Below are 17,413 nucleotides of genomic sequence, written 5' to 3'. Positions count from 1 at the left end.
ATGATACGAACAGAAAAACTCACAAAGATCTTCCGGACAGAGGAAGTAGAAACATTCGCTTTAAACGAAGTTGACATACAGGTTAAATCGGGCGAATTTGTAGCCATTATGGGACCGTCGGGTTGCGGGAAATCCACCCTGCTGAACATCATTGGCTTATTGGACAATCCGAGCGGTGGCAATTATTTTTTTGATGGCACCGAAGTAGGCTCGTACAAAGAGCGTCAGCGTACACAAATGCGCAAAGGAAACATCGGTTTTGTGTTCCAGAGTTTTAACCTGATTGATGAACTGACGGTTTACGAAAACGTAGAACTGCCGTTGATTTATTTAAAGAAAAAAGCCAGTGAGCGAAAGGAAATGGTAAACGCGGTTTTGGAACGTATGAAAATCGGGCACCGTGCCAAACACTTTCCGCAGCAACTTTCGGGTGGTCAGCAACAACGTGTTGCCATTGGGCGTGCGGTGGTGGCCAATCCAAAGCTGATACTGGCCGATGAGCCAACCGGTAACCTCGACTCTAAAAACGGCCTCGAAGTCATGAATCTTTTAACAGAACTGAACCGTGAAGGAACTACCATTATCATGGTTACCCACTCGATGCACGATGCCGGTTTTGCTCATCGCGTAATTAACCTGTTCGATGGCGAAGTGCTCACCGAAAACGTAAACGAAAGAATGGCTGAGATACTTTAGTAAGCCAGATATTGTGGATATTTTATTCCACTGCCTCAAAGCTGAAAACAAAACAATGAATGAAGAGAGTTCCCGGGCTAGTACATGTAGTAATAGCTAGTAGGTATTAAATCGGGAACTTATTGATGCTGTCTATTCGCAGAAAAATTAATTGTAACCGCATAGAATGAACTTTTTTAAACTCGCAATTCGCCGACTGTTTCGGAAAGGGGAACACACTACTACCCGTATTATTTCCTTAACTGCCGGCCTGGCGTTTGGTATTTTGCTGTTGTCGGAGGTGTTGTATTATTACAGCTTCGATAGTTTTTACCCCGATGCCAACCGTATTTACATCGTACACGAGAACTTTATAAGCGATAAATCTTCGGATAAAATGGAGAGTTACTTTCGGGTGAGCGGGGCAGTGGCTCCCGGAATGAAAGCCGAAGTTCCGGGCATTGAAGCGGCTACACGCCTTAACAGTATTGGCTCATCCGTTTTTTATACTGAGGATAAAAAAAGCTACCAGGCAAGTTTTTCGCTGGCCGATGAGTTTTTGTTCGATGTTCTTCCCCGGCCGGTAATAAGCGGAAATCCGCAAGAGATACTTCAACGTCCGATGACTTGCATGGTATCCAATAAAATTGCCTCAGAAATGGGGGGAGACGTAGTCGGGAAAATCATTGAACTAAAAGAATACCCGGGAAGAAAGCTTACCATTGCGGGCATTTTTGAAGAATTGCCGGAAAATACAAATTACCAATACGATGTGCTTATTTCAATGGTTTCCACCGGACGGTTTTTCTCGTGGGATGGTTCTACCAACTGGCTGGGAAACGATCGGTATTATGCTGCTGTAAAACTGGCTCCGGGAATAAAGCCTGAGAGTCTGGCCACAGCGGTTCGTAAAATGCAGGTAAAGTACCAGGATATAGAAGAGTTGGAACAGCAACAGGGCGGGGTGGTATTGACGTATTCTTTCAAACCCATTAAAAAATTACATTCTGGTGGAATGCGCGATATGATTCTTATCCTTGCCACCATCGCTTTTGCGGTACTTTTTGTATCGCTGATGAACTACACCCTTTTAACGCTGAGTGCGTTGATAAAACGTGCCAAAAGCTCGGCCATTCATAAAACCTGCGGGGCCGAATCCCGGAACCTGCAGCAGCTTATTTTCTCCGAGACTTTTGTGCTGTTCCTACTCTCGGTGCTGGGGGCGGTACTAATTATCCTGCTGATCAAACCTTTGGCCGAGGCGCAACTGGGGCATAAACTTATTTCGGTGGTAAATCCCATTGTTATCTGGCCTTTGCTTTTACTGATTGTATTGCTGGTGGTTTTAACCAGCTATTTGCCGGGGCGCTTTTTCTCCCGCATCCCGGTGGCTACGGCTTTTCGCAGTTATCAGCAAAAAAGAAACAAATGGAAGCTGGTGTTGCTTTCGTTTCAGTTTATAGGCGCTTCTTTTATCCTGACCATGCTGGTGATTGTGAGCATGCAATACAACAGTGTAATAACGGCCGATCATGGCTACAACACCCGCGGAGTTTATTATGGCTCAACCAGTGGTATGGATGCCGGCAAAATTTCAACAGTATTAAATGAATTGCGTTCAGTTCCCGGAATTGAAAAAGTGGGGCTTGGCTGTGGAGTGCCGATTGAAGGAGCAGCAGGGAATAATATCAATTCGCCCGATGGCGAAAAAGAGCTTTTTAATGTGGCCGACTTCTATTTTGTGGATGAAAATTATCTTTCGATTTTAAATATTCCGGTAACGCACGGAGAAAACTTCTCTCCACAGAATGCAGTTGCCAACGACGTGCTTATCAGTGAAAAAGGGGCTGGGAAACTGAAGGCTTTTAACGGCTGGCAGAATGTGATAGGCGAACAGGTAAAGATCAGTGAGCACGGAGAAACAACCATCCGTGGGGTATTCCCCGATTTTATTGTTCAAACAATTACCGATCCTGATTCGCGACCTTCCGTATTCTTCTACTATCCCGCAGAAAAATTTGAACAGATAAGAGCCGGGCGTCCGTCTTTCTCCTTTTACATCCTGGTAAAAGCCAGCGAAACGGCGGAGGCAGGAATGCTGAAAAAGATTACCGGCATTTTTAACCGCTTTCTTCCGTTTCAGGATGCCGTGGTAAAAAGCCTTGAACAGGAACAACGCCACAGTTACCAGGCCGAGCAAGGCTTTCGGAATGCGATGATGGCCGGAAATGCAATCATCCTGCTGATTACAATTATTGGCTTGCTGGGCTATACTTCCAACGAAGCGGCACGCAGGCGCAAGGAACTCGCTATCCGAAGAATAGCAGGTGCAAATCTTGCCGATATTTTGCGGAGTTTTATTTCCGACCTGGAATTTATTGCATTTCCGGCAGTGCTTTTAGGCCTGGTGGGAGCCTGGTGGACATCGGACAAATGGATGCAGAACTTTGCTGCCAAAATCGATCTGCACTGGGGCATTTTTGTGATGTGCAGCCTGTTTGTATTGCTGTTGGTAGCTTTAATTGCTGCTATTAATTATACACGCACTGCCAACCGCAACCCGGTCGAAGCTCTCCGATATGAATAGAGGAGAGCGAAGATCCCGACTGCTTGTGGGGGGAAGCGTTGAAGTATGAATAATAAGCTTAGACATTAGCAGGTATCAAAACAAGTAGAAAATTATGATTCGATTTAAAATAAAACTGGCCATCAGGAACTTCTTAAAAAATACCTTGTATTCATCGTTGATTATTGGTGGATTTGCCATTGGGTTTACGGCCTGTATTCTTATTGGGCTGTTTTACAATGCCGAACACAATGTGAATACGCATTTTACCAATTACCAGAATGTATTCCGGGTGTTCGATGCAAAAAAAGGCCGTTCAGGGCTCGATTATAAACTAAATGCGGCACTTTCTGAAAACTACCCGGATATTGAAGCTACTTGCCCGATGGGACTTTCTTATTATCCTATTACCTTAAAAGATCCCGAAACAAAAAATTATAGCCGGATTGAATACGTGGTTTCCACAAACAACCGCTTTTTCGATGTTTTTTCGATAGAAGTTTTGTCCAGCCTGGAAGAAGAACCTTTTTCGCAAATCAACTCGGCAGTGATAAGTGAATCGGTGGCAAAAAAGCTTTTTGGCGATAAGAATCCACTGGGACGGACAGTAAAAGAAGAATTTTTTACGGCCACTGTAACGGCTGTTATGAAAGACTTGCCCCGCAATTCAAGTTTCAGGGCCGAACTGCTTTTAAACAGCGACAACAAAGAATTTCAGATGGCCCAGGAATGCAACAACGGGGAGTGTATTTATCCTGCAGAGCATTTTGTTTTGCTAAAAAACGGAGTCAACTCCGATCTATTTGCTGAAAAACTAAACCAGACCATCCCGCAATTCAATGCATCAACCGACAGCCTGGCCCTGCAAAACCTGGCCGATATTTATCTTTCTGACTTAGAGCTTGGATGGACCGATGCGCACACGAAAGGCAACACAAAAATGCTGATCGTTTTTCTCTCGATTGCCATACTTATCATTCTGCTTTCCAGTATTAATTACCTCAATTACACCGTTTCCATGCAATATGCGAAGCTAAAGGAAATCGGAATCAACAAAACCAACGGGGCAGGGAAAATGCATCTTCTGATGGATTCACTGATCGAAGTTTCGTTTGGAATTTTTATTGCACTCGCAATCTCAGTGATGCTGGCTTCCGTTCTTTTGCCTTTCTCTCCGCTGCTTTTTGGCCGGAATATTTACCTGGCTGATGTTAATTTTCACCAGCTGTTGCCTGTATTTGCGGCTACAATCGCCGGGATTATTTTGCTAAACAGCCTGGCTCCCCTCTATGTTTTGTCGCGGTTCAACATTACCGACTTTCTGTTGGGAGGCCGGAAACGCACCGGAAAACAACTGGCCAAACAAGCCATGCTTACATTTCAGCTTACCGTTTCCATTGCGCTGATTGCGGTTGTGATGCTTATTTTCAAACAACTGCAGTATGTAAAACATTACGACCTGGGTTTTACGGACGAGCATCTTGTAAGGATCGAACTGCCTTTCCTGTTTGAGCGGCCCGAAGCATTGAAAAACGAAGTAACAAAGCTTCCGTTTGTTGCAGGCAGTACATTGAGCAATGGATATCCCGGGCATATTAACATGTCGATGGGAAGCGGTGTGGAAGGAGACGAGTTTATGGTGAACTGCGTGTATGTTTCGGATGATTTCCTTGAAACCTTTGGCGTTCAGCTGTTAAATGGACGGAATTTTTTGGCAGGTGATAAAAACCAGGCCTGTATGATGAACGAGGCTGCGAGAAAACGATTTGGCTGGGAAACCATTCAGGATAAAAAATACAATAATGGCCGCGACGGCGGCTACAATGTGGTGGGAGAGGTAAATAATTTCCATGTTGAATCGCTGCATTCGGGGATGACGCCGGTAGCGCTTATTTATGAACCGGAGCGCGGGTTTAATACACTTTCGCTGCGTTTAACTCCCGGCAATGTTGGGAAGCAAATGGACGAAGTGCGGAATGTGTGGAAAAACATGCTGCCCGACGATCCCATGGAATTTACTTTTTACGACAGTCAGTTTCAGGCGATGTATGCAAAAGAAGATAAGCTGGCAAAGTCCATTACGTTTTTCTCGCTTATTGCCATTGTACTCACCTGTATGGGCATTCTCGGGCAGATTTTTCTGATTAGCCTGAACCGCACCAAGGAAATCGGAGTACGTAAAGTAAACGGTGCCAGAGTATCCGAAATACTTACGATGCTCAACAAAGATTTTGTAAAGTGGGTGGCCATTGCTTTTGTACTGGCCACGCCTGTTGCTTATTTAGCTATGAATAGATGGCTCGAAAACTTTGCTTACAAAACAACTCTAAGCTGGTGGATGTTTGCGTTGGCCGGTGTGTTGGCTTTGGGAATTGCGCTGTTAACCGTGAGTTGGCAAAGCTGGCGTGCGGCAACCCGGAATCCGGTGGAGGCGTTGCGATATGAATAATTAATGAGGACCAATAAAAACCAATAGAATGATCAAACATTTTTTCCTTAATATCCTTCGGAATATCCGTCATAATATGGTTTTTACGGCGATTAACCTTTCGAATCTTATTATCGGATTTGCGGTATTTATTTTGTTTAGTGTGATGATTAGCTACGAATTCAGCTACGACAAATTCAACACCAATTACGATCAGATATACCGTGTGCAGACCAAACAGGAAGATTCATATCCGACGAATTTCTGCACATACAGTCCTCCTGCTTATCGTTTTCATTTAATGGCCGATGTACCTGAAGTTGAAAAGGTGCTGCTGATGCGTGAAGTATCAGGAGGAGCAAAAGGATCGGGGCAATTCTTTACACTTTCGAATGGTGGTCAGTTATACGAGCTTAACGGGTACTGGAGCGAAAATACTGTTTTCGAATTGTTTTCGATTAAACTGAAAGAAGGAGACAAGACAAGTGCCTTAACTTCGCCGTATACCATTGCTCTTTCAGAAACTGTGGCGAATAAGCTATTTCCGGAAGGAAATGCTCTTGGCAAACAGGTTATTGTTGGGAAACGATTTCCGCTTACCGTTTCTGCTGTTTATGTTGATTTTCCAAAAAACTCGCACCTTCAGCCAAGTTATATGGTTTCCATGCCAACCTATCCGATACTAAGCGGCGAACACGCGTTTGGAGAAAGTTGGACCGACATTGAATTTGATAACTATGTTTTGCTGAAAAAGGGTGCTGACCCCCAACTTGTTGATGCAAAAATCAAAGACGCCTTTAAACATGTCCGGAACTTTGAAAAAAGCTCGCCATATCTGCATCCGCTGTCAAAACTACACGTTTCGCCCAATAGCCAACCTGATATGATGATTGGTATGGGAATTCTTTCACTCGCAGCCATTCTGGTTTTGATTTTGGCAAGTGTGAACTACGTAAATCTTTCGCTGGCAAATTCTACACAGCGCTCAACCGAAATTGGTATTAAAAAGGTAATCGGATCTTCAAAAAAAATGATTGCCGTCCAGTTTTTGGCCGAAACTATTATGCACAGCTTATTTGCGACCGTTACGGCCTTGTTTGTGGCTCAGTTTTCCTTTCCATTGTTAAACTACTTGCTGAATAAAAATATTGATTATTCTTTATGGGATAATCCTCAGTTACTACTTATCATTTTCCTGGTAAGTTTACTCGTGGGCGTTTTGTCAGGTTTATATCCTTCGATGGTTATTTCGTCCTACAGCCCGGTGAAAGTGCTCAAGGGCAAAATATTCAGTAACGGTGGGAACTCGATTAGTATTAAAAAGATTCTGGTAGCTGCCCAATTCTCCATTTCTCTGTTTATGCTCATCGTCAGTTTTATTCTTCTCAACCATGTGAATTTTATTCTGAACAAGGATTTGGGATTTGATAATAACAACCTATTATATACCGAGATCAATCCCCGCGATAATATGTCGTTTGAGACCGTAAAAACGAGTATGTTGCAACATCCTGAAATTGACGATATATCATTCTCCAGTACCATTCCTTTTATTGGTAATATTGGTGGATATGTGAGTTGGGAGGGGGCCGCACCTGATGAAAGGGAAATGATAAGCCGCAATTATGTAAATTATGATTTTATCCCGACCTATAACATCCAAATGGCTTACGGCCGTAACTTTTCAAAAGAATATTTAACCGACAACAAGGCCTGTATTATTAACGAAACCGCATTGAAAGCTTTTGGATGGAGGGATCCAATTGGCAAACACATTACTTTTGATGGAAGGTCTTTTGCTGTTATCGGCGTTGTTGAGGATTTCCATCCTTTTTCGGTCCACAATTCTATTCCAAATTACATTATGTTTTTGAATAGTAATGTTATTTCAGGTTCAACTTTGTTAAGTGTCCGGTTCAATGGCGACGAGCCAAAAGCAAGAGCTTTGATAACTACTGAGTTGGGGAATATTTTCCCTAACGATCCCTTTGAGTTCAAGGATTTTAGTTTTGCTTTTTACCTGGATCAGGCAATTCCCTTTTGGCAGTCGATAAAACGCATGTTTTTGTTCTTTGCTGTGGTTACCTTACTGGTTTCCACCATTGGTTTGTTCGGATTAATCCTGTTTAACGTAAAACGCCGAACCAAGGAAATTGGGGTTCGAAAAGTGCTGGGTAGTTCAGTTGCTTCCGTTTATTGGCAGCTTTCCATCGAAGTAATCGGAATGCTTGGTTTTGCAATCCTGGTAGGATGTCCGGCTGCCATATATATTTATAAAACCATGCCCGGAGCCTATAAAGAACCATTGTCTGTCAGCGAATTCCTGGTGGCAATTGTACTGGTGGCTGTTATCGCTTTCATTACAATTAGTTATCATGTGTTGAAAGTGGCTTTTAGTAACCCGGTGGAGGCTCTGCGTTACGAATAATTTAAAAGAGATTTGTTATGAAACGATTTTTCAATTCAATTTTCAGAAATATTAAACGAAACCCGTTTTATTCATCCATCAACATTTTTGGGTTGATTTTGGGTTTTCTGAGTGTATTTATCATTTCAGTCTGGATAAATTACCAACTCAGCTACGATACGTTTCACAAAAACAGTAATGACATTTACCGGGTACACCGCTATTTTTATGATCCTGATGGCAATGTAAATCTCCATTTGGATAATGTCGCTCCTCCGGTTGCTCCCTTGCTAAAGGATGAATTACCCGAAATTCAGCAAATAGCCAGGGTGATGAATGCCGGAATGGTATTTCAGGTTGGAGATAAGAAAATTGTTGAGAACAAGTCGTGTTTTGCAGAACCTGGTATTCTTCATATTTTTGATTTTAAGGGTCTTCCTGAAAATGAGAATTTGCTACGAAATCCGCTTACACTGATCGTTTCAGAAAAAGCAGCACAACGTTTTTTTGAAACCACAGATGCGGTTGGTAAGACACTGGATGTAAAAGATGAATCGGGGAATAAATACAGTTTTGTTGTGCAGGGAGTGTTTCAGAACTGGGGCCCAAACAGCCATTTTAACCCCGAAGTTTATATTTCATTCAGTACCTACGAATCGCTTGTTGGCCCCGATGAGTTGAAAGACTGGGGTAGTAACAACTACGAAACCTTTGCATATATTCCGCACCTGCCTGAAAATATTGATGCCAGGCTCGATGATTTTATAAACAAACAGTTTGACAATGGTACCTCGTGGACAAAACTAAGGCTGGAAAGTCTTCCCGATATTCATTTTAACTGGTACAGCAATCGTTCTTATATTTATATTCTGGCGTCGGTAGCGTTTTTGATTCTCGTGCTTGGCAGCATTAATTATATGAACTTAAATGTTGCCATGTACACCAAGCGGTTGCGAGAAATCAAAATCAAAAAAGTGGTTGGCGCATCAAAAAAATACCTCATTCTGCAGTTAATGGCGGAGTCGGTATCCTTTTGTTTTGTTGCGGTTGCAGTAACGCTGGGAATTGTTGCTGTTATCGCTCCACGTATAAGCGGAATTATCGGAAATGATTTTCATTTTGTTTGGAGTGAAAGCGCTTATTTGGTTTTAGGCCTGGTTGTTCTGGCTGTTATTACCGGAATTCTGTCTATTCTTTACCCGGTGCTTATTGTTTCGTCGTTTAAGCCGGTGCTTTCAAGCGGAAAAGAAAAAATGAGTGCAGGCAACAGTGCTTTTCGAGGTGGCCTGGTAACTTTTCAGTTTGCTGTGTCCATCAGCCTGCTGATTTCCTTTTTGTTTGTTTACAAACAAATAAACTATCTGCACGATAAGAACCTGGGGCTGGATAAGGAAAACATTGTAGTGATACAGTCTTCTGTACAACTCAACGAAAAATTGAATGTATTCAAACAGCAGCTCGCACAAAATCCAAATATTGTTTCAGTTTCAGCTTCCAAACGAACACCGTCGCAAGGCCTTTGGGATTCCAGTTCTGCAAGTATCATTTCAGATGGGGGTTCCAATCCGCTGAATTTCAGGCTGGCCAATATCCGGGTTGATGAGGATTTTTTGTCTGCCTACAAAATTCAACTGGCTGCGGGTAAAAATTTTGAAAAATCGAATGAATCCAATAAAGGCTATCTCATAAATGAAACGGCTGCCGGAAAAATTGGCTGGGACTCTCCCGAAGATGCCATTGGCAATCAAATTAATTACAACGGAGTGATCCAAAGAATTATCGGGGTGACAAAGGATTTCAACTATGAATCCCTGCATGTGCCGCTGGCGCCGGTTATTCTGATGTATGATTCCGAAAGTTTTAACTCGGTATCGATTCGGATTGCTCCTTTTGAACGTGCAGAAACACTGGCTTTTATTGAAAATATCTGGCAGCAATACAATGTACAGGATAATCTCTTTGCGTATGAATTTCTGGATGACCGTTTTAACCGGCTTTATACGGCAGAGGAAAACATTGGGCAGTTGTTGAATTATTTTATGGTAATTGCCCTTTTGATAGCCATTCTAGGACTGATCGGATTGTCGATGTTTATCATCCAGCGACGTGTAAAAGAGATTGGTATCCGAAAGGTGAACGGAGCTAAAACAGTGGAAGTAATGACTTTGCTGAATGAAGATTTTGTAAGGTGGGTGGCTATTGCATTTCTAATTGCTATCCCGGTTGCCTGGTATGCGATGCATCAGTGGCTCGAAAACTTTGCTTACAAAACAACGCTCAGCTGGTGGATATTTGCGCTCGCCGGGTTATTGGCTTTGGGTATTGCATTGCTGACAGTTAGCTGGCAAAGCTGGCGGGCTGCTACACGTAATCCGGTGGAAGCGTTGCGGTACGAATAGAAGAAAATGAACTAAACGACCAGTCATGATGAATGCATTTAAGACAATTTACAGGAAAGCACTGAAGTATAAAAGCTATACGATAATTAATGTTGGGGGCTTGGCAATTGCATTTGCATTGTCGTCGCTTTTGCTTTTGTATGTGTACAATGAATTTCAGGTCGATGCTTTTCATCATAACAGAGACCGGATATACAGGGTGGTTGATGCCGGAGATGGCACTGCTTTCACCAATCCCTTGTTAGCGGCTGAGCTGAAAAGTGCTTTCCCTGAAATTGAAGAGGCAACACGTGTCCGGCATAATGGAAACGGCTTTTACAAATATGAAAACGCAGTTGTCGATATTCCGTATGATATGTGTTTTGATCCTTCCGTCTTCCAAATGTTCGATTTTAAGCTGATTGAAGGGGAGGAAAATGAAGCATTGCTAAATCCCTTTTCAATTGTTTTAACGAAAAGCATTTCAGCGAAAATTTTTGGAGATAAAGACCCGCTTGGTAAAGTTATCAGGTACAATAATCTTTGTGATTTTACGGTTACCGGGGTAATGGAGGATCTGCCTTCCAATTCCACCTTTACGGTTGATGCGATACTTCCATTTGATGTACAGGCTTATCTTTGGAATGGTGATCCCAATGATAGATCTGATGCTTTGACAAACAGGGACAACAGTTCTTTTCATACCTATGCAATGTTCAACCCAAATGTAGATGTTTCTTCCATCAAGGATAAAATCACCACTTTTTGTTCAGAGAAGTCGTATGAACAGGCGTTCAAACTCCAAGCCATGAACGACATTTACTTTGGGGATAATAACCGTGACAGGTGGATTCATAAAGGCGAAAAATCGATTGTTGTTCTTTTGATGTCTATCGCCGTTGGTCTGCTAATGATAAGCATTATTAACTATATAAATTTAAATTCGGCGGTAACCTTAAATAACCTTCTTGGCTTTGGTGTAAGAAAGATACTTGGGGCAAAGCCGCGTCAGGTGATTATCATTTCAGTGGTTGAAACCCTGTTGTTTTTTGCTGTTTCAATTGGGCTGGCCACATTGATTGTAGGTATAATAAACCAACCGTTTCAAACTATTCTGGAAGAAGAATATCATTTTTCTTCACTATTATCACCAGCCAATTTAATGGTTGCTTTTGGACTATTATTTGGCATCGCATTGATTTCCGGGATGGTGCCGGTGCATTATTTCAAAAAGGTACCTGCTTCCTCCATTATTAAAATGAAAAGCTTTGGAAAAGGTTCTTCTGGTTTGCTGAACAAACCTCTGATAATCATTCAGTTTTTTATTGCCATTCTTTTTATTGTGTCAGCAATAACCATAAAAAAGCAGGTAAATTTTATCAATCATAAAAATTTAGGGTTTGACAAAGAACTGCTGGTTTATATCGACCTAAGGGCTTACAACATGACGACATCGGAAGCCGAGGTAATAAAGGGAAAATTGCTGGCAGATTCCCGCATTCAGAATGTTGCTTATTCTTCCGGGATTTTTGGAGATGTGCGCCGTGGAATAGCCGACGAATTAAATGGTAAAAAAGTTTTGTACCGGAGAATTCCTACAGATCCGGATTATGCAAAAACAATGAAATATAAAATTGTTGAAGGACGGGATTTCAGCCATGATCTTAAAACGGATGAAACATCAAAGGCCTATATTATAAACCAGGCTTTGGCGAGGGCTTTTGAGATGGAAAATCCGCTTGAAGAGAAGTTAAATAATCATCCCATAGTGGGGGTAGTGGAGGATTTTAATTTCGAACCGATTCAAAACAGTATTCAGCCGGTTGCTTTGTTATGCGATCCGTCTGAAGCGCTGTGGATTGCAAATGTCAGGCTTAATTCAAGCGATTTACAAAGTTCCATTCAGTATGTTGAACGTGTTTTTAAAACTTTGAAGCCCGATAGTCCGTTCCGCTATTCTTTTGCCGATGACCGGATTGCCACTTATTACCGGAAGGAGGTACAATTTTCAAGATTATCCGCCATATTTTCCATTGTTAATATTCTTATTTCATGTATTGGATTAGTCGGCCTGGTTTTATTTGCTATCAACCGGAGGATAAAGGAAATAGGTATACGAAAGGTGAATGGAGCGAAAGTATCAGAGATACTTACCATGTTAAACAGCGACTTTATAAAATGGGTAGCAGTTGCATTTGTACTTGCAACACCAGTTGCCTGGTACGCCATGAGCAAATGGTTGGAAAGCTTTGCCTACAAGACCACTTTAAGCTGGTGGATTTTTGCATTGGCCGGTTTGCTGGCGCTTGGTATTGCCATGTTAACGGTTAGCTGGCAAAGCTGGCGGGCGGCAACCCGGAATCCGGTGGAAGCGTTGCGGTATGAATAATCTTTCACCTCAAAGCCCTGAAGGGGCTTAAAAACAGAAAAGGCTGTTAGCAGCTTTTGAATTTGTTAAAAAGATAAACCATAAAAACTAAGACAATGAGAAACCATTCGATAAAGGCATTTTTGAAATTTTTAAGTAAAAATAAACTGTATGGATTTGTAACCATACTGGGGTTTGCCATATCGCTAACCTTTGTATTGTTGCTTAGTGTGTATATTAAGCAGGAGTTATCGGTTGATCAGTTTCATGAAAACAAAGACCGGATATACAGGCTGTACCGCGAAAAGAGTGCGCAGTTTAGCGCTCCGACGGGGGAGTTTGTAAAAAATCAAAACCCGGAAGTGGAAGCCTATACCCGAATTTCAATTATGAATGGCAGCGTTGTTTTTCCCGAAGGCAAGCAATTGAGGATAAATTACCTGTTGGCAGATTCGTCGTTTTTCACCATGTTTTCGTTTCGTTTGCTGGAAGGAGATCCCAAAACAGTGCTTGAAACCAAGGATAAAGCCGTGCTTTCGGAATCGTTTGCCAAAAAGGTTTTTGGATCACAAAACCCGGTTGGGCAATCGTTTACACTTCAGAATAAACCATTTATAATTTCGGGTATTATCGAGGATGTGTCGCAAAAAACCACGTTCGAAAAGTTCGACGTTATCGTGTCTTTTGATAAACTGGCCGAATTTTGGAACTACCCGGAATTATTGACAAGCAATAACAACAGCTCATTCAGTATTTATTTTTTGGCAAAAGCAGGCACCGATCTTCCCTCGAAAGCCCCGTTTGTACTCGAACAGTTTAAAAAAGACTATTGGATGTATCAGGAAGGCTTTGCAAAGGAGTTAAAATTTGAACCATTAACAGAAGTTTATTTTAGCAACTCCGGCGGTGGCGGAACGATACGGCAGAACAGTAAATCAACCGTTTTTCTGTTTGGAGGTGTTGCCTTGCTTATTTTGGTGATTGCCATTATCAATTACATTAACCTTACGGTTGCGCAATCGGGTACCCGGAGCAAAGAAATTGCGATTAAAAAACTCATTGGCAGCTCGAAAGGTGCCCTGGTTTTTCAACAAATATCTGAGTCGGTTTTTCTAAGCTTTTTTTCTGCCATTGTAGCCTGTTTGCTGGCGTTACTGGTAGAGCCGTTTTTTAACCGGCAAATGGATACCAATCTGAATTTAATCCAGCAGTTCAATAATAACTTTTTGCTGGTTTCACTGCTGATAATTGTATCTACAGGTTTTGTCTCGGGTATTGTACCAGCTTTGGTTGTGAACCGCTTTAACCCGGTAGAAGTCGTAAAAGGAAGTTTTACGTTTAAAAGTCGCACCCGTTATTCAAAAATATTAATTGCCTTTCAATACATAGTTGCCATTGTGTTGCTGGTGAGTACTTTGGTTATTACCAAGCAGGCGGATTTTATGCAAAACTACAATATGAAGTTCGCGACGGACAACCTGTTTTGGATGGACAACACCATCGAAGCCGGGCAGAAAGCGGCTTTCAGGGCCGGGTTAAAGTCGATTCCCGGAGTTGACGAAGTTTCCTATTGCCGGGGGATGCCCATTGATGGCGGGAATAACCAATCGTTTACTTTTGAAGATAAACCTTTTAGTTTTCAGGAATTTTATGGCGACAGTTTATACCTGAAGATTTTTGGTTTCGAAATAGAGAGTACTCAAAATGCCTATTCGAAAAACGGTGTATGGATCAACCGAACTACTGTAAATACAATGAACTTAGGGGATAATCCGGCAACCGTTAAGTTTTATGATGCTGATTTGCCGGTCCTCGGTATAATTGAAGATTTCAATTTTCGTTCGTTACATACAAAGGTAGGGCCGGCCATTATCCGGCAGCTTGATGACAATTCGAGCCCCTGGAGTATTGTTGTGAAACTGAATAGCCCCAACCTTGTTGAAACCGTGCGCCGCATAAAGGAAACACAGGCTGAATTCACCGGGGGGAAGCCCATGGAATCGGGGTTTATTGATTCGGAAGTAGATCAGTGGTATACTGCTGAAGTAAGGCGTTCAAAACTGATAGGCGCGTTCTCCGTACTTTCGATCATTATTTCGTCGATGGGTATTTTTGCCATGTCGTTATACTACATTCAGCAAAAGATCAAAGAAATAGGAGTACGCAAGGTTAACGGTGCCAAAGTATCCGAAATTCTGGCCATGCTCAACAAAGACTTTGTGAAATGGGTAGCCATTGCGTTTGTGGTTGCCTGCCCGATTGCATATTATGCTATGCATAAATGGCTCGAGAACTTTGCCTACAAAACCACATTGAGTTGGTGGATTTTTGCACTGGCAGGTTTGATGGCGCTCGGTATTGCCTTGCTAACAGTTAGCTGGCAAAGCTGGCGGGCGGCTACACGGAACCCGGTGGAGGCGTTGCGGTATGAATAACTTGTTTATACCCCTCTGACTCCCCCAAGGGGGAGAACCTTACACAAAAATAATGATGGTTATGAATGAATTAGACAAGACAATGTATTTCGGAGCAAAACCGGATATTTTAGAAAAGGCAAAAGCCTTACGAAAAAGTATGACGGATGCCGAAAAAATCTTATGGGAAAGATTAAAGAATAAACAAATATTGAATTTAAGGTTCAGACGACAACATCCAATAGATATTTTCATTTCTGATTTTTATTGTCATACAGTAAGATTAGTAATTGAACTTGATGGAAAGATTCATAAGGCACAAAAGGAATACGATGAAGGAAGAACAGCTGAAATGGAGCGGTTTGATATCCAGGTCATTCGATTCAGGAATGAAGAGATTGAGAATGATATAGAAAATGTCATAAATAAAATAGGATCAATAATAAGGCAACGGCTTAAAAGTCCCCCTTGGGGGATTTAGGGGTTGAAAGGGCTGGCAATTCCGACCTCTCGTCGATGCAGAAGTAGGATATATTAATTAGTTTAATCCTGATTTTGAAAAGATAAAACCGATGAAACAACTGATCTTAATTTTGGTATTTATTTGCTGGGGATTTCCGGGTGCAGCTCAGCAATTTAAGCCGGTTCTCAAAAACGTTGGAAAGACAAAAATTGAGGTAGACCCTCGTATGGAATTGTTGTGCGTTGTACAAAACATTGCGGGTTACCCGTATTTGAACCGGGAGTTTGAATACAGCAACGAAGTAATGCAGTTTTTTGAAAAGGAGTCAGTAGCAGAAGCTGTTCGCCTTACCAGGTATTTGATGAAAGAACACGGTTTTGTACAGGATGCCCCGCTCGATTTGATTTTGCGATTATCCGAAGTGCCTGAATTAGAACAAACACATCCTTTTACTCCCCGAACAGTTGAACGGGCAGGCAGCGACGAAAACCTGGAGAAATATCGTCTGGCATTAAAACAGTTTGCATCCGAAAGTCATTTCGCTGAGTTTTGGAATAATCATTTGTCTTATTATGAGAAAATGGTGGAATCCACAGTCAATGATCTTGAGGGCTATGATCCTGTTACCACAATAAATGCCTATTACAACGAATCGAAAAAAAGCTATGCGGTTGTTTTATCGCCCTTGTTGTACGGAGGTTACGGAATGCGGGTAACTGATCAGCAAAACAACATGGATATCTACGGATGTTTGAGTGCTGATAAAATAAAAGAGGGAGTTCCGTATTACAGCAAAGACGGTTTGTCGAATTACCTGTACCACGAGTTCAGTCATTCCTTTATCAATCCGCTAACCGACAATTACCAGCCGGTGGTTGAGGCAACTTTAGCTTTGTTTGCCCCGATTGAAAAAGAAATGACCGCAATAAGTTACGGACGATGGATTACCTGTATCAACGAACACATTGTAAGGGCTGTTCATATCCGGATGCTTTATTCGATTGGGGAGAAAACAGCTGCTGAAGATCTTTTGGGAATGGAAAAATCGCGTCGTTTTGTTTACATCGAACCGATCCTGAAGAAATTAAAACAGTTTGAGCAGGAGAGGGATACGAAGAATATTACGTTCACTCAATTTTATCCGAAGCTGATAGCTGTTTTTGACTCGCTTTCCCGTTCAAACAACGAAGACCTGATCAACCCTGTGTTTGCCGGGCCTGTTCAGGAGGTGTTGGGCAAGCGGGATATTGCAATCATTTACCCTACCAACGGAACAGATGCGTCTGGTTTGCAAAGTGTTTTTGACTACACATCAAGGATATGCCAAATGAAAGGCGAACTCGCCGTTCTGTATCCTGATACAACGGCTTTAAAAACAGATCTTTCCAATAAATGGGTCATGGCTTACGGAACAATGGAGAGTAACTTGTATCTGAAAACGCATAGTAATTTGTTCCCCTTTCAAATTGAGGCCGACACCATCTTTACTGATCAAAAGTTTGTGGGCGAAAATTTGCGTTTGATTACCTGCGTTCCAAATCCGCAAAACAGCCGTCGCGGAATGTTGATCAATACCGCAACTCACAACCGGAGCCTAGCAGGAGTAATGATCCAGGAAAAAGCAGATTACCTGGTTTTTGAAGACATAAGCAAACTTCTCCAGGTGGGTTCGTATGTGAAAAATAAAGAAATGTGGGAGTTTCCAGCTAATTAA

The 17,413-nt window shown here is 42.1% G+C and carries 9 protein-coding genes; all 9 read left to right on the top strand.

Translation table 11 applies throughout. The features are described 5' to 3' along the window. Positions 1–696: an ABC transporter ATP-binding protein gene (locus INQ51_RS01320; protein ID WP_233376098.1), complete on the top strand. Its 696-nt coding sequence runs from the start codon at positions 1–3 to the stop codon at positions 694–696. A gap of 166 nt (positions 697–862) precedes the next feature. Then, positions 863–3,262, top strand: a complete 2,400-nt coding sequence (locus INQ51_RS01315; RefSeq protein WP_233376097.1) for an ABC transporter permease — start codon at positions 863–865, stop codon at positions 3,260–3,262. A gap of 94 nt (positions 3,263–3,356) precedes the next feature. Next, entirely contained in the window at positions 3,357–5,690 is a 2,334-nt protein-coding gene (locus tag INQ51_RS01310; RefSeq protein WP_233376096.1) for an ABC transporter permease, read from the top strand. A gap of 28 nt (positions 5,691–5,718) precedes the next feature. Next, on the top strand, positions 5,719–8,097 hold the full coding sequence (locus tag INQ51_RS01305; protein ID WP_233376095.1) for an ABC transporter permease: 2,379 nt from the start codon (positions 5,719–5,721) through the stop codon (positions 8,095–8,097). Positions 8,098–8,114: 17 nt separating this feature from the next. After that, entirely contained in the window at positions 8,115–10,475 is a 2,361-nt protein-coding gene (locus INQ51_RS01300; RefSeq protein ID WP_233376094.1) for an ABC transporter permease, read from the top strand. Between the two features lie 25 nt (positions 10,476–10,500). Then, positions 10,501–12,843, top strand: a complete 2,343-nt coding sequence (locus INQ51_RS01295) for an ABC transporter permease (protein ID WP_233376093.1) — start codon at positions 10,501–10,503, stop codon at positions 12,841–12,843. Positions 12,844–12,938: 95 nt separating this feature from the next. Then, a complete protein-coding gene (locus INQ51_RS01290) occupies positions 12,939–15,257 on the top strand; it encodes an FtsX-like permease family protein (RefSeq protein ID WP_233376092.1) in 2,319 nt (772 codons plus the stop codon). Positions 15,258–15,318: 61 nt separating this feature from the next. After that, positions 15,319–15,717: an endonuclease domain-containing protein gene (locus INQ51_RS01285; protein ID WP_233376091.1), complete on the top strand. Its 399-nt coding sequence runs from the start codon at positions 15,319–15,321 to the stop codon at positions 15,715–15,717. A 91-nt stretch (positions 15,718–15,808) separates the two neighbouring features. Then, positions 15,809–17,413, top strand: a complete 1,605-nt coding sequence (locus tag INQ51_RS01280; RefSeq protein ID WP_233376090.1) for a DUF4932 domain-containing protein — start codon at positions 15,809–15,811, stop codon at positions 17,411–17,413.

The sequence above is a fragment of the Maribellus sp. CM-23 genome (assembly GCF_021354595.1).
Classification (GTDB): Bacteria; Bacteroidota; Bacteroidia; order Bacteroidales; family Prolixibacteraceae; genus Draconibacterium.
The sequence above is the reverse complement of the archived record's forward strand: the minus strand, read 5'-3'. Positions and strand labels throughout refer to the sequence as shown.